Source organism: Bifidobacterium scardovii JCM 12489 = DSM 13734 (assembly GCF_001042635.1).
Lineage (GTDB): Bacteria > Actinomycetota > Actinomycetes > Actinomycetales > Bifidobacteriaceae > Bifidobacterium > Bifidobacterium scardovii.
This window is the reverse complement of sequence record NZ_AP012331.1, coordinates 1,913,711-1,935,485: the sequence shown is the minus strand read 5'-3', so window position 1 is coordinate 1,935,485 and position 21,775 is coordinate 1,913,711. Positions and strand designations below refer to the sequence as shown.

General features: G+C 68.0%; 13 protein-coding genes. 8 read left to right on the top strand and 5 right to left on the bottom strand.

The genetic code is table 11. The features are described from left to right. Positions 1–33 precede the first annotated feature (33 nt). The 3 genes from BBSC_RS08040 to BBSC_RS08030 all read left to right on the top strand — a co-directional run bounded on the left by BBSC_RS08040 (position 34) and on the right by BBSC_RS08030 (position 4,811). The gene (locus BBSC_RS08040) at positions 34–1,047 is read left to right on the top strand and encodes an Lrp/AsnC family transcriptional regulator (protein ID WP_033519655.1); all 1,014 of its coding nucleotides are present in this window, start codon (positions 34–36) and stop codon (positions 1,045–1,047) included. Positions 1,048–1,196: 149 nt separating this feature from the next. Next, positions 1,197–1,997 carry an ABC transporter ATP-binding protein gene (locus tag BBSC_RS08035; RefSeq protein WP_046726189.1) on the top strand — a complete coding sequence of 267 codons (801 nt, stop codon included), beginning with the start codon at positions 1,197–1,199 and terminating at the stop codon, positions 1,995–1,997. Positions 1,998–2,030: 33 nt separating this feature from the next. Then, the gene (locus tag BBSC_RS08030) at positions 2,031–4,811 is read left to right on the top strand and encodes an ABC transporter permease (RefSeq protein ID WP_033519654.1); all 2,781 of its coding nucleotides are present in this window, start codon (positions 2,031–2,033) and stop codon (positions 4,809–4,811) included. Between the two features lie 193 nt (positions 4,812–5,004). Here BBSC_RS08030 and BBSC_RS08025 read toward each other — a convergent pair whose 3' ends face one another. After that, entirely contained in the window at positions 5,005–5,856 is an 852-nt protein-coding gene (locus tag BBSC_RS08025) for a response regulator (protein ID WP_033520000.1), read from the bottom strand. A 126-nt stretch (positions 5,857–5,982) separates the two neighbouring features. After that, entirely contained in the window at positions 5,983–8,628 is a 2,646-nt protein-coding gene (locus BBSC_RS08020) for a sensor histidine kinase (protein WP_033519999.1), read from the bottom strand. 135 nt (positions 8,629–8,763) lie between these two features. Between BBSC_RS08020 and BBSC_RS08015 the strand changes: the two genes are divergently transcribed. After that, positions 8,764–10,107 (top strand): alpha/beta fold hydrolase, encoded by a 1,344-nt coding sequence (locus BBSC_RS08015; RefSeq protein WP_033519998.1) that lies wholly within the window; start codon positions 8,764–8,766, stop codon positions 10,105–10,107. A 307-nt stretch (positions 10,108–10,414) separates the two neighbouring features. Here BBSC_RS08015 and BBSC_RS14380 read toward each other — a convergent pair whose 3' ends face one another. After that, positions 10,415–10,549, bottom strand: coding sequence for a hypothetical protein (locus tag BBSC_RS14380; RefSeq protein WP_269429201.1), 135 nt, complete (start codon positions 10,547–10,549; stop codon positions 10,415–10,417). Between the two features lie 12 nt (positions 10,550–10,561). Then, a complete protein-coding gene (locus tag BBSC_RS08010) occupies positions 10,562–11,503 on the bottom strand; it encodes a LacI family DNA-binding transcriptional regulator (RefSeq protein WP_046726193.1) in 942 nt (313 codons plus the stop codon). A gap of 242 nt (positions 11,504–11,745) precedes the next feature. Here BBSC_RS08010 and BBSC_RS08005 point away from each other — a divergent pair, with 242 nt between their 5' ends. Both BBSC_RS08005 and proC read left to right on the top strand, forming a co-directional pair. Then, a complete protein-coding gene (locus tag BBSC_RS08005; protein ID WP_046726190.1) occupies positions 11,746–13,647 on the top strand; it encodes a beta-L-arabinofuranosidase domain-containing protein in 1,902 nt (633 codons plus the stop codon). Positions 13,648–13,751: 104 nt separating this feature from the next. Then, the gene (gene proC / locus BBSC_RS08000) at positions 13,752–14,549 is read left to right on the top strand and encodes a pyrroline-5-carboxylate reductase (RefSeq protein WP_033519997.1); all 798 of its coding nucleotides are present in this window, start codon (positions 13,752–13,754) and stop codon (positions 14,547–14,549) included. A 224-nt stretch (positions 14,550–14,773) separates the two neighbouring features. Here proC and pepN read toward each other — a convergent pair whose 3' ends face one another. After that, positions 14,774–17,386 (bottom strand): aminopeptidase N, encoded by a 2,613-nt coding sequence (pepN, locus tag BBSC_RS07995; protein ID WP_033520045.1) that lies wholly within the window; start codon positions 17,384–17,386, stop codon positions 14,774–14,776. 306 nt (positions 17,387–17,692) lie between these two features. On the opposite strand from pepN, the gene BBSC_RS07990 reads away from it, so the two are divergent. Together BBSC_RS07990 and BBSC_RS07985 are read left to right on the top strand one after the other, a co-directional pair. Beyond that, a complete protein-coding gene (locus tag BBSC_RS07990) occupies positions 17,693–19,960 on the top strand; it encodes an alpha-galactosidase (protein ID WP_034535477.1) in 2,268 nt (755 codons plus the stop codon). Positions 19,961–20,089: 129 nt separating this feature from the next. Further along, positions 20,090–21,622: a peptide MFS transporter gene (locus BBSC_RS07985; protein ID WP_051923238.1), complete on the top strand. Its 1,533-nt coding sequence runs from the start codon at positions 20,090–20,092 to the stop codon at positions 21,620–21,622. Positions 21,623–21,775: the final 153 nt, after the last annotated feature.

Below are 21,775 nucleotides of genomic sequence, written 5' to 3'. Positions count from 1 at the left end.
AGGAACCGGCGCGGCGGCGGGCAGGAACGAGGCATGATGAACGGACGGACCGACATCCAGCGGCGCGATCTCGAGGTCGTCGCCGCACTGCAGCGCGACGGAAGACTGTCGATGGCGGCGCTCGCCGAACAACTCGGCATATCCGTGTACGCGGCCACCGAGAGCTACCGCAAACTTACCTCATCCGGCATGATGAGCGTGGTGCCGGTGATCAACCCGCTCTCCCTGAGCAATTACTGCCAGGTGATCGTCGGCCTGCGCATCAGCGGCCGCCGCGACGAGGCGCTGGCCGCGCTCCAGGCGATGCCGCAGGTCACGTACGTGGTCTGCGCGCTGGGGGACGCCGACATCATCGCCGAAGCCGTCGTCTACACCGGGGCGGCGATGGACCGCTTCCTCAAATCCGACCTGCGCGCGCTGCCCGGGCTGGAGCGCATCCAGGTGTTCTCCTGCGCCAAACTGGTACTGGACGACCACAACGTCGGCGTGGTCAACCGGCTGCTCGCCGCATGCGGCGGCGAACCCGTGATGAGCAAGCATGAGGCGAACGTCGGCGCGGACGCTCCCGTGAGCACGCTCGGCGCGCACCTCGCCGAAACCTTCAACGCGCTGCAGGACGACGGCCGCGCCAGCTATGCGTCGGTCGGCCAGCGCCTCGGCGTGAGCCACACCGCCGTGCGCGGGCGTGTCAAGCGGCTTGAGGAGGCCGGCGTGATGAGCATCATGGCCACGGTGAGCCCCATGCGCCTCGGCGATTTCAGCCAGGCGTTCATCGGCCTGTCGGTGGCGCCCCCGTACCGTCTGGACGCCGGTGAGCTGCTGGCCGTCGACGAGATCACCTATGTCATGAGCGGCGTCGGCTTCGGCGGCGCCGAGTACCTGGTCGAGGTCATCGCCGACAACGACGAGGCGCTCTGGCGGGTGGTCGACCGCTCGATACGCCGCCTGCCCGGCATCACGCAGACCTGGTGGGCCACCACCGTCAGCGTCGAGAAGGAGAGCTACTGGCTCGATCCGCCCGTGGAGGCGGCGCGGCTGAACGAATAGGCCGCGCACTCATCCTCTGGAATGACGCGGCGGTGGCCCCGATCGCCCGGTTTCAGCCCGCCGCACGATGTCGGGTACTGCTTCCGTTCCGTAAGTTGAAGGTAACGGTCGGGGACAGGCCCCGGACCATCATGCGAAGAGGAACGGATATGGAACAGCAGACCCTGCAGCCGGCCACGGGCGCCGGCGACGCGGCGCACGGCGCCACCGCCATCGAGGCGATCGGCCTGGTCAAGGACTACGGGCGCGGCGAAACCGCCGTGCACGCGCTGCGCGGCGTCAACGTGCGATTCGAACAGGGCCGGTTCACGGCGATCATGGGCCCGTCCGGCTCCGGCAAATCCACGCTCATGCACACGCTGGCCGGGCTCGACTCGGCCACGTCCGGGCGCATCGTGTTCGACGGCGCCGACATCACCCAGATGAACGACAACCAGCTCACGCTGCTGCGCCGGCACCGGATCGGCTTCATCTTCCAAAGCTTCAACCTGCTGCCGATGTTCAGCGCCGAACAGAACATCCTCATGCCGCTGACGCTCGCCGGCGAGAAGCCGGACCGCCGCTGGCTCAGGATGCTCGTGGAGACGCTCGGCCTCAAGGACCGTCTGGACCACCGGCCGAACGAACTGTCCGGCGGCCAGCAGCAGCGCGTGGCCATCGCCCGCGCGCTCATCTCCAAGCCCTCGCTCGTGTTCGCCGACGAACCGACCGGCAACCTCGACTCGGTCTCCAGCGCCGAAGTGCTGAGCTTCCTCAAGCGCTCCGTCAAGGAACTGGGACAGACCGTCATCATGGTCACGCACGACGCGGTCGCCGCCTCCTACTCCGACCGCGCGATCGTCTTCGCCGACGGCCGCATCGTCGCCGACGTGCCGGAGCCGAACGCCGAGCAGATGAACGAGCTGCTCATGGCCGAACGCGAGCGCGCCACCCGCGCCATCGTCCACTAGTCCGGTCCGCCAGCTCAGCCAAGGAGCACACCCATGTTTTCGATCACCCTCAAACTCATGAAGAAAAGCGCGCGGATGCTCATTCCCGCGGGCATCGCCATCCTGATCGGCACTGCGTTCATCGCCGCCACCTTCCTGTTCTCCAATACGATGAACGACTCGCTCGGCCGCCAGCAGACCGCGCAGATGGCCGGGGCGAACTACGTCGTCATGCCCGACACGCAGGCGCTGAAGGCCTTGTCCGACAGCGGCGTCAAGGACGGCGGCGGCGCGGGTTCCCGGACCGTCGCCGACTTCCACCTCGACCAGGTCCGCGCCATCGACGGCGTCAGTGACGTGCGCGCCGATACCAACGCCACCCTGATCGTCACCAACAAGGACAAGAACGTCACCGGCATCGCCGTCGGCACCTCCAGGACCGCCGCTCTGCTGCCGGTCTCCGTCGTCGAGGGCGACCGGCCGGCCGACAATGACGAGATCGCCCTGCCGAAAACCCTCGCCGGACAGCTCGGCGTCTCCATCGGCGACACGGTGACCGTCACCTCGCCCATCGAGTGGACCTCCGACGGGAACGGCGCCGCCGCCGACGGGGCGGCGACCGGCGCCGACGTGCGCGTGGTCGGCCTGACCGACGACCCGCACGGCCTGTACTCCAGCTACGGCGGCGCCTCCGTGATCTCCGACAACGTCATGGCCGCGATGAACGGCGTCGACGACTTCTCGCAGGTCGGCACCTACCAGCTGCTGCTCGATCTGGGCGGCGACGGCAACGGCAAGACCGCCGACGCGAAGGCCCAGGCCGCGGCCGGGCAGATTGCCAAGCTGATGCCGAAGTACTACAAGGTGATGACCCGCGACGACGCCAACAGCGAGGCGATCAAGGCGCTGAGCACCAGTGCCGGCACCGACATCACCACCACGTTCCTGCTGAGCTTCGGCGTGCTCGCCATGCTCGTCGCCGCGCTCGTCATCGCCAACACCTTCCAGGTGCTCGTCGCGCAGCGCCGCCGCACGCTCGCGCTGCTGCGCACCATCGGCGCGAAGAAGGGCCAGCTGTATGGTTCCGTGCTGTTCGAGGCCGGCATCCTCGGCCTGATCGCGTCCCTGCTCGGCGTGGCGCTTGGCATCGCGCTGATGGGCGGGCTCACCGCCTCCGGCGTGATGGCCTCGGCCGGCATGGACGCGCGGCTGGTCCTCAGCTGGCCCGTGTTCGCCGTGCCAATCGCGTTCGGCATCGTCATGACCGTGCTCGCCTCGCTCGGCTCCGCGCGCTCGGCGACCGCCGTCACCCCGCTCGAGGCGCTGCGCCCGATCGAACTGACCGACACGCGCCGCGCCGGCGTGCTGCGCGCCGTCGGCTCGATCCTGCTGATCGTTGCCGGACTGGCGCTCGCCGTGTTCGCCGCATGGCAGAACCATGAGATGAACACGGGCCGTGTGTCGCTGGCCTCCGACAACTATGCGACCGTGCTGCTCATGGCCATCGCCGGCTGCGCGTTCATCTTCCTCGGCATGGTCCTGTCCGCCACGTTCTGGCTGCCCGCGCTCATGCGCGGCATCGGCGCGCTGGTCTCGCTCGCCGGGCCAAGCGCCAGGATCGCGCACGCGAACATCCAGAAGAACCCGCGCCGCGTGGCCGCGACCGGCGCCGCGCTGCTCATCGGCGTCACGCTCGTCTCCACCATCGCCACCGGCGCCGCCAGCGCCAAGCAGACGATGGGCGAGGCGCTCGACAGGCGCTACAGCGTCGACATGATCGCCGCCGGCCCTGATATGACCGACGCTCAGGTGAAGGATGCGGCCAAGGTCAAGGGCGTGGCCGACACCGTGTACGCGCCGGCCACGGTCATGTACACGACCCCGAAGGACGGCGGCGATGTGATGGCGGTGATGCTGATCGGCGTCGACGATGCCGACGCCCTGCGCAAGGTGATGAAGGCGGACCTGAGCGGCGTGACGATCGACGATGGCACGGCGCTGCTGCCGAAGTACTCCGCGATCTCCGGCAAGGAGATCGCCTTCGACGCGAACGGCGTCACCTTCCGGCCGAATTCGTACGGCGTGCAGGCGAGGGATGGGTCGGCCGTCGCCGACGGCTCGGCTGCGGACGATGTCTCCGGGGATGCGGGGTCGGCCGGCTCCACGGCGGACAGGACGATCACGCTCAAGCCGGTGCAGCGCGACTACCGGCGCGTGTCGTCCGACCTCGACGCGGCGGCGTTCGTCAGCGCCGCGCATTTCGCCAACGGCGATCTGACCGCCACTGAGCACATGCTGCTCATGCGCGTCGATGCCACGGGATCCGACCTCGGCGTGACGCTGGCCGGCGTGCAGGACGCGTTCTCGTCCAGCGCCGGGGTGGGCGTGTCCGGGCCGATCGCGCAACGTTTGCAGTGGGAGACGATGATCAACGGCATGATGGCGCTGCTCGTCGGGCTGATCGCCGTCGCCGTGCTCATCGCGCTCGTCGGCGTGGCCAACACGCTGAGCCTGTCGGTGATCGAGCGCACCCGCGAATCCGCCACACTGCGCGCCATCGGCATGACCCGGGGCCAGCTGCGCCGCTCGCTCGCGGTCGAGGCGCTGATGCTCTCGCTCGTCGCCGGTGTGGTTGGCGTGGCGCTCGGCACGCTGTTCGGCTGGCTGGGATCGTACATGGTGTTCAGCCAGTATGGCAGCATCGTGTTCCCCTTTGAGTGGGGCGTCAACGGCGCCGTGCTTGGCGTGGCCGCCGTCGCCGCGCTGCTCGCCAGCGTCTTCCCGGCCCGCAGGGCCGTGCGGACGCCGCCCGTCGAGGCCCTCGCCGAGGCGTAAGGCCTCTCGGGCGGCCTTCGCATCCGCGGTGCGGATGCTCACTTCGCCTATGGATGGTCCACTGGACCATCCATGACGGCTCAGCCCGTCGAGGCCCTCGCCGGGGCGTAGACCAAAAAATCTGGCTCCCCTCTCTGAGGGGAGCCAGTTGCGTACATGGGCCCTGTCGGGCCGCGCGGTTGTGTTGAGAAGCCTAGACGAGGCCGTTGTCGTAAGCGAAGACGACGGCTTGGACGCGGTCGCGGGCGTTGATCTTGGCGAGGATGTGCGCCACGTGGGTTTTGACGGTGGGCAGGGAGATGAACAGCTTGTCGGCGATCTCCTGGTTGCTCAGCCCGTGCGCGATCTCGATGAGGACCTCGCGTTCGCGCTCGGTCAGCTCGTCGAGCTCGGGATCGGTGTAGGCGACCGGGCGCGCGCCGCCGTTCCGCCGTTCGGTGGGGACCGGGGCGCTGTACTGCCCGCCCGCGACGCCGGCCGCATGGGGGTTGCCGCCGAGCGAGCCGGCCTTGGTGTAGCCGTCCTGCATCATTTTCTCGATGAGCCGCTTCGTGGCGGAGGGCGCGATGATCGCGTTGCCGTTGAACACGGTGCGAATCGACGAGAGCAGGGTCTCCGGCTCGGTGTCCTTGAGCAGGAAGCCGGAGGCGCCGGCGTTGATCGCGGCCATGACGTATTCGTCCAGATCGAAGGTGGTCAGGATGATCACGCGCGTGGTGCGCGCCGGCGAATCCCCCGTGCCGGCCGCGCCGAACACGGGGGCCCCGAGGGTGGTGCCCATATCCGGCGCGGCGCCCCCGTCGCCGGCCGCGAGCGCGCTGATGCGCCGGGTGGCTTCCAGGCCGTCCATGCCGGGCATGCGCACATCCATCAGCACCACGTCGGGGTGCAGCCGTTCCGCCAGCGCGACGGCCTGTTCGCCGTCGCCGGCCTGCCCGACGACCTCCATGTCGGGCTGCGACCCGATCACCATGGCGAAGCCGGCGCGCACCAGCTCCTGATCGTCGGCGATCACCACGCGAATCTTCTGTGTCTCACTGCTCATGGCTTCCACTCTGCCAGTCCCCGTCGACGCGGGGCGCACCGATACCCTGATTGTTCCCTGAATACGCCGGTACGCGCACCGGGGCCGGTGTCTCGCGATGAGTCCGGCGAAGCGGACGACGCGCGGTTACGCGGAGCGGCGCATCTGCTCGTCCAGCGACACGGCCGGCTTCAGTGCCATCTCCGGCTGTTCGTGCTCGTGCCGCTCGTCGCTGAACCCGGTTTCGCGCAGCACCGTGAGCAGTTCGCGCATATGCGCCAACGCGGTGCGGCCCTGCCTCCCGATCGCGGCGAACGAGTCGTTGATCGATTCCGGCGGCGGCTCCTCGCCGCGGGCCTCGGCCTCGTCCAGCATGCGCAGCCCGGCGGCGGCCTGGTCGATCACGCTGGTCAGCGTCTGCGTCACCTCGGACTGGATATTCGCGCTGATGCGGTCTCGTTCCATATTCGCGGCCAGTATGCGCTGCTTCGCCTGCTCGGCCTGCAGCGCCTCGGCTCGGGCCTGCAGCACCAGCACGTTCGACCCGCTGGATCGCCTCCACCGGGCCAGCGCTATCGCGCCGAGGCACATGACGCCGACCGTTCCGGCGTAGGTGACGCCGATGATGGCGGCGTTGCCCGCGGCAAAATTCGAGTCGAAATCGCGCTGACTGACGATCATGCGGATGAGCGTGCTGTAGCCCATCGATTTCGCCGCGATGCTGGCGCCTATGAGCAGCACATTGGCCCCGGCCGCGAAGGACGCCCACCGCCATGCCCGGTCCCGGCCGTACAGCACGGCGGAATAGAGGGAGCACAGCGCGAACAGGTTCGCGAACATCACCTGTGGATAGCACAGCAGTTGCAACGCCGAGAACACGGCGACCCATGCCGCGCTGAGCTCGGGAAACTTGCGGCGGAACATCAGCGGGGCGACCGTCAGCAGCGTGAACAGATATCCCAGCACCCATGTGGTTCCGGAAACGGAAGGATCGACGAACTGGCCGATGCTGGACTGGGTGCCGCGCAGCATCGAAAGCAGCAGCAGCAGCGTGCCGATCGCGTCCATGAGCAGATAGTGCCGTTCCGTCCACTGCGACAGCCGCTCCACATGGTTGAGCCGTTCGTCGATGCCCGTGGCCTGCATGATCGGCTTGGAGCGCAGCGCCTCGCGCAGCTTGGACAGCGACGGCAGCTGGGGGAGCGCCACCTCGCCGCGGCCCGAGGCGCCGCGGGCCGCCGTCAGGCGATCGAACCACCGCGGCTTCGCCGGGCGATCGGTCCCTCCGACGGCGTGATCCCGGATATCGTGCGGCTCCGGCGACGATGCGGGAGACAAACCGGCCGTGAATTCGGCTTGGGCGGCGACGGTGGTGGCTGTCCGGGCAGCAGGCAGTGGGATCTGCCGGGCGTCCGCCGCGATGACGGGCGCGGCTGCAGGCGCCGTCGTTCCGGCCGCCGCCGGCATGCCGTCGCCGACCGGCGATGCCGCCGTTGACGGGATGGACGCATACGGGACGTTCACGGCCACCGTGAACCCGCCGCCGACCCGAGGCCCGGCCGACACCGTGCCGCCGACCGCGCCGATGCGCTCGCGCATGCCCAGCAGGCCGTAGCCGGGCTTGTGCCCGTCCATCGTCGCCGATGCGCCGCGCCCGTTGTCCGACACGACGACGCCCATCCCGCCGGGGCCCCAGGTCTCGGCGATGGTCACCCGCACGTTCGGTCCGGCGTACTTGCGCACGTTGGTCAGCGCCTCCTGCACGACGTGGTACACGGCGACGCTCGCGCGGTCGTCCAGCCGGGCCGGGGCCGGCGCGCCCTCGATCCGGCGCTCGATCGTGCAGTCGGGGGACACGGCGCGCGCTTGGTCGACCAGCGCGGCGATGTCCTCGTAGTCCGCGTGGGGGGAGCCGCCGAAGACGCCGAGCAGGCGTTTCATGTCGTGCAGCGCGCGTTCCGATTCGTGCCGGATCGTCTCCATCGTGCTGCGCGCGACGGCGGGATCGTGCGCTCCCGCGTACCGGCCGCCGTCCGACTGGATGATGATGATCGACAGCGTGTGCGCCACCACGTCGTGCATGTCCCGGGCGATGCGCGCCCGCTCCGCCAGCGCGGCGATGTGCCGTTCCTCCGCCTCGCTGGCCCGCAGCGCCTCGTTGCGTTCCTGCATGAGCCGTACGGTGGCCCAGCGGGCCCGCTGCCAGTAGGCGATGATGATCGTGGAGATCAGGCAGATCCAGATCATGACGGTGACCGCGATCGCCACGCGCAGCACGCTCGACGCGCAGGCGCCGTCCAGATGGAAGCCGCCGACGTAGGTGTTCTGGCAGACATCGACCTGACCGTCGGCCGCGGTGTGGTCCACGGCGTACGGCCCGACCTCGGTCGCCCAGCCGATCACGCCGCCGGACAGGGTGCCGACGGCGAACGCCATGACGATGAACGCCTTCGCGTTGCGCGGATCGCCGTAGACGATCACCGAGTACAGCACGAGGACGGACAGCAGATCGGCGAAGGTCATCACCGGGCCGACGATGAGCTGCACGAGCACCAGCGCCACGTAGGCGAGCGCGGCCGTCTGCGGATGGCGTCTGCGCAGGGCCAGGGGCGTGATCTGGACGATCGACCAGATCATCTGCGCGGACGGACCGACATCGAACAGCAGTCCCGGCGTATCCGCCAGTCCGCCCGATGAAAGGAGCACCAGCGCCATGAAGGCCAGGGCGCCGGCGATGTCCCAGGCGAGCGCGCTGTCGCGGCCCCACGAGACCAGATGCTTCATCACTGTCATAATGCCTCTAGGCTATCGCGTGCGCGCGTGGGCGTGCCATCATACGGGAGAATGAGCGAGTGCAACCGGTTTTTGTCCGAGGATGAAGCTGATATGGAAGTGGCAACGGTTGGCGCAATAACAGAGGGAGAAGACGTGACGCTGCTGGCTGAATACTACGTTCCGGGTCTGCATGTCGAGGATCGTTCGATCAAGGTGCCGCTTGACTGGGCCGGCCATGAGCCGGGGCAGGGTTTCGACGGCGAGTCGATCGACCTGTTCTACCGCGTGGTCACCGCGCCCGAGCATGTGCACGACGACCTGCCCCTGCTGGTGTTCCTGCAGGGCGGCCCCGGCGGTGCCGGCCCGCGCATGCAGAGCCTGGACAGCGAAGTGTGGATCAAGGACGCGATCAAGTGCTTCCGCATCGTGCTGCCGGACCAGCGCGGCACCGGCCGCTCCTCGGCGGTGGATTCGCACACCATGGCGCGCTTCGACAACGCGCGTGACCAGGCCGCCTATCTCAAGCATTTCCTCGCCGGGTCCATCGTGCGCGACTTCGAGCATCTGCGCCGTACGGAGTTCGGCGGGGCGCAGTGGGTGTCGCTGGGGCAGAGCTACGGCGGCTTCCTGACGCTGGCGTACCTGTCGCTGTATCCGCAGGGCCTGCTCGCCTCGTTCACCACGGGCGGCATCCCGTACGTGGCGGCCGACGCCGACGCGGTGTACCGCCACACCTTCCCGCGCATGATCGCGAAGAACAATCAGTTCTACGCGCGCTACCCGCAGGACGTGGAGCGCGCGGCCGCCATCGCCGACATCCTCGAGAACAGCGACGTGCACCTGCCCAACGGCGACCCGCTGTCGGTGCGCCGCCTGCAGCTGCTCGGCAGTGACTTCGGCATGAAGCCGAGCTTCGAGCGCCTGCACTGGCTGCTGGACACGGCGTTCGTGGACGGCGACGGCTCCGCGAGCCGGTCGTCCTATCTGACCGACGGCTTCCTGATCGGCGTGCTGTCCGCCACGCAGACCTACAACAAGCCGCTGTACTGGACGCTGCAGGAGTTCATCTACGCCAACGGCGACTGCGAGCCGATCCGCTGGGCCGCGCAGCGCGAGCGCGACAAGCATCCGGAATTCGATCCGTCGCACCGTCCGCTCATGTTCACCGGCGAGGCGTCGTTCCCGTGGATGTTCGAGGAGGGCGGCGCGCTGATCCCGTTCCGCGGCGCCATCGACCTGCTCATGGAGGACAGCCACTGGGGCAAGATCTACGATCTCGACCAGCTGGAGCGCAACGAGGTGCCGCTGCAGGCCGCCGTCTACTTCGACGACATGTACGTGGACTCCACGCTGCAGCTGCGCACGCTGTCGAACATCGGGCACTCGCACGCGTGGGTCACCAACGAGTACGAGCACGACGGCATCCACACCGGCCACGTGTTCCAGCACCTGATCAACGAGGCGCTCAACCGCGGCGATCTGGCGAAGCTGTTCTAGCGGTTTGTCTTGTATACGGTTGAGGGGGTTGGTCCTCCCCGCTGGCGGGAGGCGGCGCGTAGCGTCGGAGGGTGGTCGAATGCTTGATGCCGCGGTGTTTTCGGCCACCCCCAGTCGGCTTTGCCGACAGCCCCCGCCAGCGGGGGCGTGAACCACTCAACTATTTACGAGACAGACCGCTAGCGGTTCCACGTCGTAAGTTCGTGTACGGCTCCCCCTCACTGGGGTTGAGCCGTGAAGTGGCTGCCCTTGGCTCCCCTCAGCGAGGGGAGCCAGAATTACTAAAACGGACTTACAGCGCGGGATACTAGCTCAGAGCGGTGTCTATCCAGCGGCGGTCGGGGGCGGTTTCCTCGGGGCGCGTGCCGTCCGGGCATGATTCGCCGAACACCGGACGGCAGGGTATGGTGTCGACGCCGTGGTGGTCGATGCCGCGCAGCATGTCGACCAGCCGTTACGCGGCGAGCGCGCCGATGTCCGGCAGGGCGTTGGTGAAGGTCGCGATGGTCGGATGCGTGGCGTAGGCCACGCTGCGGTTGTCGTGCCCGACGACGGCGACGTCCTCGGGCACGCGCAGTCCGCGCGTGCGCAGCAGTTCGATGGCGCCGCGGGACACCAGGTCGTTGACGCAGTAGATGCCGTCGATGTGGTTGCCCGCATCGAGCAGCCGTGCGGTGGCGATAATGCCCCAATCCTGCTCCCAGCTGCCGAACTGGATTGGCGTGACCGGCGTCAGACCGCGTGTTTTCAGCTCGTGCAGCGCCCCGTTGATGCGGTCGGTGCTGGCCGTCCAATGCTCCTCGGCCCCGATCAGGGCGATGCTCGTGCGCCCGCATTCGGCCAGTCGCCCGATCGCGTCGCGCCCGGCCCGCACGTTGCCGGGCACGACCGAGCAGTCGGCCTTGCCGCGTGACGGCGCATAGGCGTATACCACCGGCAGCCCCAGCGTGACCCGCGCGCTCAGGGACGAGCGCGCGTCGGTGTTCGATCCGGTCAGGATCAGCCCGTCGATGCCGTGCGAGGCGATGCGGTTGATCTGGCGTTCCTCCAGTTCGGGATTCTCGTGCGTGTACAGCAGGGTGGCGCAGTAGGCGGTGGTGCCGAGCCGCCGTTCCACGCCTTCCAGGAACGGCACGATGAACGGGCCCTTGAGATCGGTCGTGGCCACGGCGATGATGCCGCTGCGCCGCTGCGCCGGCGACGATTCCGGCGGCCGGTACCCGAGACGCCGGGCGATCATCCGGATCATCCTGCGCGTGCGCGGCGCGATGCGCCCCGTGTCGTTGAGCGCCTTGGACACGGTGGATGGCGACACATGGGCCGCGGCGGCGACCTGCCGGACGGTGACCCTTGGGGTTCTGCCCGCGCGCTCCGCGCCATCGTGATGTTGCTCCATGCTTTGCATGATAGCGTCCGAGGCCATGCCGAGATTCCCGACACGGCGCGGTTGGGAAACGTTTCCCTTTTCCCGATCCGCGCATACGGGGGTGCTTGAGCGAGCCTAGTATGCAAAGCGTCGACCGGGAACACACAGCCCGGGAACCGCGGGCGTCCGAGCCGCGAAGGGGCCGGATGGGCGCCCGCGCGGATGCGGCCCTCGGCCGGCGACATGGGCGTCGCCGGCGGACAAGGAGTGAGATGAACAGCTATCAGCCATTCGGCTTGGACCAGGTGAGCGTCACCGGCGGCGTGTTCCGGCGGCGGGCGGACGCGGCGCGCCGCTTCCTGCTGGAATTCGACGTCGACCGGCTCATGCACACCTTCCGCCTCAACGCGGGGATACCCTCCACTGCCGAGCCGCTGGGCGGCTGGGAAGGCGAGCAGGCCGGCATCCGCGGCCACTGCGTCGGCCACTACCTGTCGGCCGTGTCCAAATACTACGCCGGCGACCGCGACCCGGCCTTCAAGGACAAGGCCGACCGCATCGTGGCGATCATGGGCCAGTGCGCGCGCGACGACGGCTATCTGAGCTCCTTCCCCTCCGAGGTGCTCGACCAGCTCGAACTGTGGGAGAACCACGGCGTCGAGGTGCCCTACTACACGCTGCACAAGATCATGCAGGGCCTCATCGACGCCTACCGCTACGTGGGCAACCGCCAGGCGCTGGATCTGGCGCTGGGGCTCGGGCACTACATCGGCCGGCGCTTCGAGAAGCTGTCGGCGTGGAAGACCGACGGCGTGCTGCGCGCCACCAAGGTGGACCCGACCAACGAGTTCGGCGGCATCGGCGACGCCCTGTACACGCTCTACGACCTGAGCGGCGACGGGTCCATCCTGGCCACCGCGAAGCTCTTCGACCGCGACTACTTCACCGGCGCGCTCTCGCGCGGCGAGGACGTGCTCGAGGACCTGCACGCCAACACCCACCTGCCGATGATCATCGCCGCCCTGCACCGGTACCGGATCACCGGCGACATCGCCTACCTGACCGCGGCGACCAACGGCTACCGCTTCATCGCCGGCCGCATGTTCGCCAACGGCAACACCAGCTCGAAGGCGACCCACCCCGACCCGAAGGCGATCTCCGAGCGCGCCGAACACTGGGGCCCGTACGGCGACCTGAGCGAGGCGCTCACCGGAGGCGAAAGCGAATCGTGCTGCGCCCACAACCTCATGGCCATCGCCACGGCCCTGTTCGAGATCACCGGGGAGCCGGACTATCTCGCCGAGATCGAACGGCTCAAGTTCAGCGCGGTGGTCAACTGCATCGACGAGAAAACCGGCCAGTCGCTGTACCACCAGCCGATGGGCGTCGGCGTGCGCAAGAAGTTCGGCCGGCCCTACCTCGATTTCTGGTGCTGCACCGGCACCGGCATGGAAGCCGGATCGCAGATGCAACGCGGCATCTGGTTCCGCGGCGCCGACGAGGACGGAACCGCGCCGACGATCCTGCTCGCCGAGCTGATCCCCTCACGCCTGGACTGGGCGCAGGAGGGCGTCCGGCTCGCGCTGACGACCGACTGGCCGAACGACCTGTCCGCCACGATCGACGTGTCGCTGGACGCGCCGAAGCGGCTCACCCTCGCGCTCGCCGCCGACCGGATCAGCGGGATCGCCGTGGAGCGCGCGGACGGCGGCCGGGCTCAGGCCGCCGACACCGCCACGCGGGTGAGCGGCGGACTGTACCTGTTCACCGCCGACCTCCGGGACGGCGACCGCATTACGCTCGACCTGCGCGCCGACCTCACGCTCGTGCCGCTCATCGGCGACGCGGACCGGCAGGCCATCCGCTACGGCAACGTGCTGCTCGCCGCACTCGGCGATCAGGCGGCCATCGGGCCGATCACCGAAAGCGAACTGAGTGCGGCGGCCGCCAAGCGCCCCGACGCGCGGTACGGCTCGGTGTTCGACCTGCACGCGCCGCATGCCCCGCACGACCTCACGCTGCAGCTGGTCCCCATCTACACGATCGACGACGAGACGTACTCGGTGTATCTCGACACGGCGCCGGACGCCGCGCCCGTATCGTCCGTGTCCGGCCCGGCCGGCGATTTCGGCGAGGCCGCGATCAAGAGCACCCTCACCCCGACCCACCAGTGAGCCGCACCACGGCCCTGCTCGGCGTGCTCGTGAGACCGGCTGGCGGCGGCGGGCCGCCATGGCCTAGACTCGACGTCGGAACATCCCCGCGACAAGGAGCCACTATGAGCAATCTCACCATCGGGTTCATCGGATACGGCAACATGGCGCAGGCCATCGCCCAAGGCATGGTCGACGCCGGCGTCGTGGCGGGCGGGCGGATCGTCGCCTGCGCCGCGCACTACGACAAGCTGGAGCGGAGCACGGCGCGGATCGGCGCCCGCCCGCTGCACGACGCGACCGAGGTCGTGGCCGCCGCCGACGTGGTGATCGTCGCGATCAAGCCCTACCAGATCGAGGCGGTCGTCGCGCCGCTCAGGGAGGAGCTGGCCAAGCCGGGCAAGATGGTCGTGTCCATCGCCGCCGGATGGGATCTGGAACGGTACCGGGCCCTGTTCGGCGCCGACGCGGTCGTGCATATCCAGTGCACGATCCCGAATACGCCGATGGCCGTTGGCAAGGGCGTGCTGGTCACCGAGGAGGCGAACACGCTCGACGAGGGGGAGCGGAAGACCTTCGAGAATCTGTTCGCGCCGATCAGCCTGATCGAGCGCGTCGACACCGCGCATATGAACATTGCCATGTGCATCGCGGGCTGCGCGCCGGCGTTCACCGACATGTACATCGAGGCGCTGGGCGATGCGGGCGTCAAGTACGGCCTGCAGCGTGCGGCGGCCTATCGCATGGCCGCGAAGATGGTCGAGGGCGTCGGCGCACTGTACATGGCGACCGAAACGCACCCGGGCGCCATGAAGGACGCGGTCTGCTCGCCGGGCGGCACCACGATCCGCGGCGTCGCCCAGCTGGAGAAGGACGGGTTCCGCGGCGCGGTCATCAACGCCGTCGACGCCATCGAAGCGTAAGGGGATAGGCGGCCGCGAGACGGAATCGGCTCTTACTCAGGCTCCCCTCTCTGAGGGGAGCTGGTCGCGAAGCGGCCTGAGGGGAGCGCAGGAACGGCTCTGTTATTCCCGAAGTAGCATTCCCCCGCTGGATGGGCAGTCCTGTGGACTGCCCATCCAGCGGGGGAATGCTTAACAGAGCTGTACTTATGCTCCCCTCAGCGAGGGGAGCCGGAAGCAGGGACTCAGCGGTTGGCGCGTTCCACTCGGGCGGCGCGGCGGGAGCCGTCGACGGCGTCGATCACCAGGCGGCGCAGCGCGTTGTCGGTGGTCTCGGCGGGGTGCGACTCGAGCCAGGCGTCGCCCAGCTCCACGAGCAGCGCCGCGGGCGCGTTCTCGGGGTAGAGGAAGCGCAGCAGTACGTCGGCGACGTGGAAGGAACGGTTCTTCCAGATCCACTCGGCCTCGTCGAAGTAGCGCCTGGCGTACGGCTCGTACAGGTCCTCGCATCCCAGATCCGCGTTGAACGCCGGGGCCATCTCCCACAGCTGCGTGTGCGAGAGGGACTCGTCGTGGATCATCATGTCCCAGAACCGGGCCTTGACCTGCGGGTCGGGGATCGCGGCCTTGGCGGCCAGCGCGTTCTCGCGGTTCTTCGACGTGTCCGCCTTAGCCAGCTCGCGGTCGATGTCCTCCTCGGACAGGAACCCGCGCGCGGCCAGCGACCGCAGGATCACCCAGCGCACGCCGTCGTCGACGGCGAATCCCTCGAAGGCGAGCGAGCCGTCGAGCAGGCCGCGCGCATGCGCCTCGAAATCGGCGTCGGCGGCGTACTTGGCCAGATAGGCGTTGATGAGCTGGAACTGCTCGTTGGAACCGGGCTCGGCCTCGCCGATCAGCCGCCACAGCTCCTCGGAGATGTGGCGCATCGTCCCGACGCGGCGCTCCGCGGGCACATAGTGCTGCGCGGTGATCTGCATCTCGCGCATGCTGTACGTGAAGGTCGCCGCCTGGCTTTCGGTCGGCAGGGCCTTGAGGCACAGATCGATGAAGCGCTCGGCGGGGAATTCGCCGTCGCGGGTCATCGACCAGAACGACTGCCAGATCACGGCGCGCGCCAGCGGCGCGGCGAACTGGGGCAGATGCTCGGCCGCGAACCCGCGGGAGGCCTCGTCTAGACGGATCTTCGTGTAGGTCAGGTCGTCGTCGTTGACCAGGATGACGTCGGGGCGGCGCAGGCCGACCGCTTCGGGCACGTCGGCGCTCTCACCGTCCAGATCCAGCTCGAAGCGCGCGGTGCGCTCCACCTTGCCGCTCGTCTCGTCCAGATCGTAGAAGCCGACCGCGAGGCGGTGCGGGCGCAGCACGGGGTACTCCGCCGGCGCGCTCTGCGTGAGCGTCAGCCGGGTGATCGCTCCCTGATCGTCGGTGTCGGCCTTGGCTTCGATCATGGTCATGCCCGAATGCTCCAGCCAGCGCTCGGCCCAGTCGCGCATCGGCCGGCCGCTGGCGCGCTGCAGCGAGTCGAGCAGGTCGTCGAGCGTGGCGTTGCCGTACGCCATGCGGGTCAGATAGTCGTGGATGCCTTTGAAGAACGCCTCGCGGCCGACGTAGTACACCATCTGCTTGAGCACGGAGGCGCCCTTGGTGTAGGTGATGCTGTCGAAGTTGACGTAGGTGTCGTTGAGGTCGTTGATCGGCGCGACGACAGGATGCGTGGTCGGGCGCTGGTCGGCGTCGATCGTGGCGTACTTCTGGCACGAGCAGAAGCTGGCCCAGTCATCGGGCCAGCCAACGGCCTCGCAGCCGGCCAGATAGCCCATGAACGTGGCGAAGGACTCGTTGAGCCACAGGTCGTTCCACCACTTCATGGTCACCAGGTCGCCGAACCACATGTGCGCGAGCTCGTGCAGCAGGGTGCGGTCGCGGTCCTCGAGGTCGAAGTCGTTGACCTTCGAGGAGAACATGAAGCGGTCGTGCACGATGACCAGGCCGATGTTCTCCATCGCGCCGGAGTTGTACTCGGGGGCGAACACCTGGTCGTACTTGGCGTACGGGTAGGGCACGTCCCACTGGGCGGCGAAGAAGGTGAAGCCCTTCTTGGTCACGTCGAACAGGTAGTCGGCGTCGCGCTCCAGCGCGTCCCCGAGCGTCCGGCGGCAGTACAGGCCCATGTCGATGGTGCGGCCGTCGGGATTGGCGTAGGTGGAGCGGCGCTCGACGTAGGGGCCGATCGCCAGCGCCGTCAGATACGACGACATGACCGGCGTGGTCTCGAAACGCCAGTGGCGCACGCCCTCGGCCGGTCGGTCGGCCAGCGTGCCGGGCTCGGTGAGGGCCCCAGGCACCTCGTCGGAACCGGCGACCGGCGTGTTCGACAGCGCGAGCCACGATGCGGGCGCCTTGACGTCGAAGGTGAACGTGGACTTGATGTCGGGCTGGTCGAACACCGCGTAGACGCGGCGGGCGTCGGGCACCTCGAACTGCGTGTACAGGTACACGTTGCCGTCGGCCGGGTCCAGCGTGCGCTGCAGGCCCTCGCCGGTCTTCGAGTAGCGGCCGCGGGCCGTCACCGTCACCGTGTTGGCCTCCTTGAGGCCCGCCAGCTCGATGCGCGAATCGGCGTAGACCTCGGACACGGCGAGCGCCTCGCCGTTGAGCGTGACGGATTGGACTTCGTCGGCGGTCAGGTCGAGGAAGGTCGACGATCCGGGCACGGCCTCGAAGGTCACGACCGTGGTGGAGTCGAAGGTCTCCGGCCCCTTCGTCACGTCCAGCGACACGCGGTAGTCCGGCGTGCCGACGACGACGCCCCGTCGCGCGATCGCCTCTTGTCTGGTCAGGTTGGTTCCCGGCATTGCAGCCTCCCTTGGTGCGGGTGCGTTCGGTGCACCCCTGGTATGGATCGGATACGGCTTCAATCGTAATCGCTGGCATGTTACGTACGGTCCGGAAACGGCAAAACGCCAACGATATTCCCCGGAATCTCGGGTTTGTCCACCTGTGCCGGAGCGTGTGCACCGGCGGGCGAAGTGCGAACATGAGTCCACCCGAACGTGGGTTCTGTCCATCAACGGGCCCGCCGCGCGACCGTATCGTGAACATTGTCGACGACGCATGGAGGCGCCGCCGCAGGACCATCCCAGGAAGGAAGGGATTCACCCGTGCCCATCGTGTACCATGAGAAGACCAAGGTCTTCCACATTTACAACCGCTATTTCTCCTACATCATCGACGTGCTGCGCAACGGCCAGATCGGCCAGCTGTACTTCGGCGCGCCGCTGAAGGACCGCGAGAACTTCACCCACATGCAGGTCAACGAGCGCCGCGACATGGACCCGTGCGTCTACGAGGGCGACCAGAGCTTCTCGCTGGAGGACACCAAGCAGGAGTACCCGGTCACCGGCAACGGCGACATGCGTAACATGGCCGCGACGATCGTGAACCCCGACGGCAGCCGGTACGCCGACTTCGCGTACGTGTCGCACGCCGTGACGCCGGGCAAGCCGAAGCTCGAGAACCTGCCGGCCACCTACGTCGAGGATGACGCCGAGGCCGAGACGCTGACGATCACGCTGGCCGACAAGCTGACCGGCGCCGAGCTCGACCTGTCGTACACGCTGTACGCCGACCGCCCGGTGCTGGCCCGCAACGCGCGCTTCGTGAACCGCGGCGAGCGGAACCTGGTGATCGACGCCGCGATGAGCGCGAACATCGACCTGCCGGACGCCCGCTGGCGCATGCTCGACTTCACCGGCGCGTGGGGCCGCGAGCGCCACCTCCAGGAGCGCGAGCTCAAGACCGGCGTGCAGTCCATCTACAGCCTGCGCGGCCACAGCTCGCACCAGTTCAACCCGTTCCTGATCCTGAAGCGGCCCGAAACCACCGAGGACTCCGGCGAGTGCTTCGGCGTGAGCCTGGTGTACAGTGGCAACTTCCTCGGCCAGGTCGAGGTCGACAACTACCACGTCACCCGCGTGATGATGGGCATCCACCCGGAGGGCTTCGCGTGGCGGCTCGGCCCCGGCGCCTCGTTCCAGACGCCCGAGGCCGTGATCGTCTACAGCGCCGACGGCCTGAATCACATGAGCCAGGCCTACCACGAGCTGTATCGCACGCGGCTGGCCCGCGGCTACTGGCGCGACCGCCCGCGCCCGGTGCTCATCAACAGCTGGGAGAGCACCTACATGAATTTCGACGAGGACAAGGTCTTCTCGATCGCGTCCAAGGCCCACGAGCTGGGCGTCGACCTGTTCGTGCTCGACGACGGCTGGTTCGGCCACCGCGACAACGACGAGAGCTCGCTCGGCGACTGGTTCGCCGACCCGAAGAAGCTGCCCAACGGCGTCGAGGGGCTGGCCAAGCGCATCACCGGTATCGGCATGCAGTTCGGCCTGTGGTTCGAGCCGGAGATGATCAGCAAGGACTCCAAACTGTACGAGGCGCACCCCGACTGGATGATCCGCGTGCCTGACCGCACGCCGCTGCACGGACGCAACCAGTTCGAGCTGGACTTCACCAAGCCCGAGGTCGTCGACTACATCGCCGAGCAGATGGAGAAGATCCTCGGCACCGGGCTCGTCAGCTACGTCAAGTGGGATATGAACCGCTCGATGACCGACGTGTACTCGCAGGGCCGCCCGGCCGAGTTCCAGGGCGAGGTGTTCCACCGCCAGATCCTCGGCGTGTACTCCCTGTACGAGCGCCTGACCTCGAAGTTCCCGAAGGTGCTGTTCGAATCGTGCGCCTCGGGCGGCGGCCGCTTCGACGCCGGCATGCTCTACTACGCGCCCCAGGGATGGATCTCCGACGACTCCGACGCCATCGAGCGCCTCAAGATCCAGTACGGCACCTCGTTCGGCTACCCGATCTCGAGCATGGGCAGCCACGTCTCCGCCGTGCCGAACCACCAGGTGTTCCGCGTCACGCCGCTCAAGACGCGCGCGGACGTGGCCTACTTCGGCACCTTCGGCTATGAGCTCGACGTCAACAAGATCCCGCCGGAGGAGCAGGAGGAGATCCGCGGCCAGATCGCGTTCTTCAAGGAGCACTACGACCTGATCGCCCACGGCACCTTCTACCGCCTGGTCAGCCCGTACGGGGCCAACCCGGTGGGGCTGCAGGAGGGCGCCGAAACCGCGTGGATGGTCGTCTCCGCCGACCGCTCCCGCGCGCTGGTCGGCTACTACCGCGCCCACCAGCCGGTCAACGAGGGCTATCGCTCGCTGCGCCTCGAGGGCCTCGACCCCGAGCGCGAGTACGAGATCCGCGACACCGTCTACCGCATGCCGCAGGTCGACGGCGAGGCGTTCTACGGCGACGAGCTGATGAGCCACGGATTCGACGTCTCCGACTCGGGCTTCGGCCCGTGGACCACGTGGATCCGCCAGGGCGACTACCAGTCGCGCCTGTTCGAGGTCACCGCCCGCTGACGGGGCGCTGGCCATGCACGGTGCCGTGCGCGAGGAGGCGCACGGCACCGCGACACAACAGTTAGGATGTGCCGTCGCCGTTGACGGCGATGCGGCCAACGACGGCGGTTTGCAAGAAAGGGTTAAACCATGAATCAACCAACACAGCCGAAGACGGCGGAACAGGGCCACGATCTGGCCGAGACGCTGCGCCGCGGCACCAAGTTCCTCGGACACCCCAGCGCCGTGGGCACCCTGAGCTTCATGAACCTGTGCAACGGGTTCGCATACGGCGGCATGAGCGCCGTGCTCATCTACTTCCTGTACAAGCCGGCCCCCGAGGGGCTGGGCTTCACGCAGGCCGAGGCCTCGCAGCTCATCTCGCTGTACTCCACCGCCGCGCTGCTGTGCGGCCTGGTCGGCTCCTACATGGCCGACCGCATCCTCGGCCCGCGCAAGGCCCTGCGCCTCGGTCGAATCGCCACCTGCCTGGCGTACGTGGTGCTGGCCCTGCCGTTCCTCGGCGTGATCGGCTACGCCGCCAACCAGATCCTGCTGTGCGTGGCCGCCATGATCACCGGCCGCAGCGTCGAGACGCTGGCCGGCAAGATGTATGACAAGCAGGACAAGCGCCGCGACGGCGCGTTCTCGATGATGTACATCATCAACAACGTCGGCGGCGTCGCGCCGCTGATCACCGGCACCATCGCCGTGGCCACCGGATACTACCCGGCCTTCGCGCTGTGCGCCGTCTTCGCCGTGCTCGGCGTCGTCGCCTACCTGCTCACCGAGAACAAGTTCTTCGGCCCGATCGGCGCCGAGCCCGACGACCCGGTGCCGTCGGCCAAGCGCACCAGCTTCACCGTCAAGATCGTCGCCGGAATCGTCGTGGTCGTGGCGCTGATGGGCGTGCTGCTGGGCACCAAGCTCGTCTCCATCGGCTCGTTCACCACCGCGGTGAGCACCTGCGCGATCTTCATCCCGATCGTCTACCTCGCCTACATCATGATGAGCAAGAAGACCACCCGCCCCGAGGCCAAGCGCCTGAGCGCGATCATCCCGCTGTACGTGTGCAACGTGTTCGCCATGTGGGTGTGGACGCAGTCCACGTCGATCCTGGCCACCTACGCCGACACCACCGTCGACCGCAACCTGTTCGGCATGGAGATCACGCCGGCCGCGTTCCAGACCTGGTCCGCGATCCTCGCCGTCGTCTACGGCATCGTGGTCACCGCGCTGTGGACCAAGCTGGGCAACCGCCAGCCGACCGTCGTCGCCAAGATGGGCTTCGGCACGATCCTGTGGGGCGCCGGCCCGCTGTTCATGGCCATCCCGTTCGTGCTCTACCCGGCCGGCGTGAAGGTCAGCCCGGTCTGGCTGCTCGTCTTCTACCTGTTCATCATGCTCGGTGAGGCCATCACCTCGCCGTCCGGCTACTCGGCCGCGTCGCTGGTCGCGCCGCTGGCGTTCTCCACGCAGATGATGACCGTGTGGTCCATCTCCCAGTCCACCGGCGCCGCGCTCAACGCGATCTCGGTGAACTTCTACCACGAGGGCTCCGAGGCCGCCTACTTCGCGGCGATCGGCGGCATCACGATCCTCGTCGGCCTGATCGTGCTGGTCTTCACCAAGAAGCTCGGCAAGGTCATCACCGCCGAGGTCGACACCGACGCCAAGGCGTGAGCCCGGGCGCGCATCTGCCATAGCGTGGCGGGGCGGGGAAGCGATTTCCCCGCCCCGTTTTTTGTCGTTTGTTCCGCTGCGTCGGCCTGTGCAAGCGGCTGCCGTGGGATAATGGGGGCCACCGTAGGTTGTTGGTGAAGGCGGATCGCCATG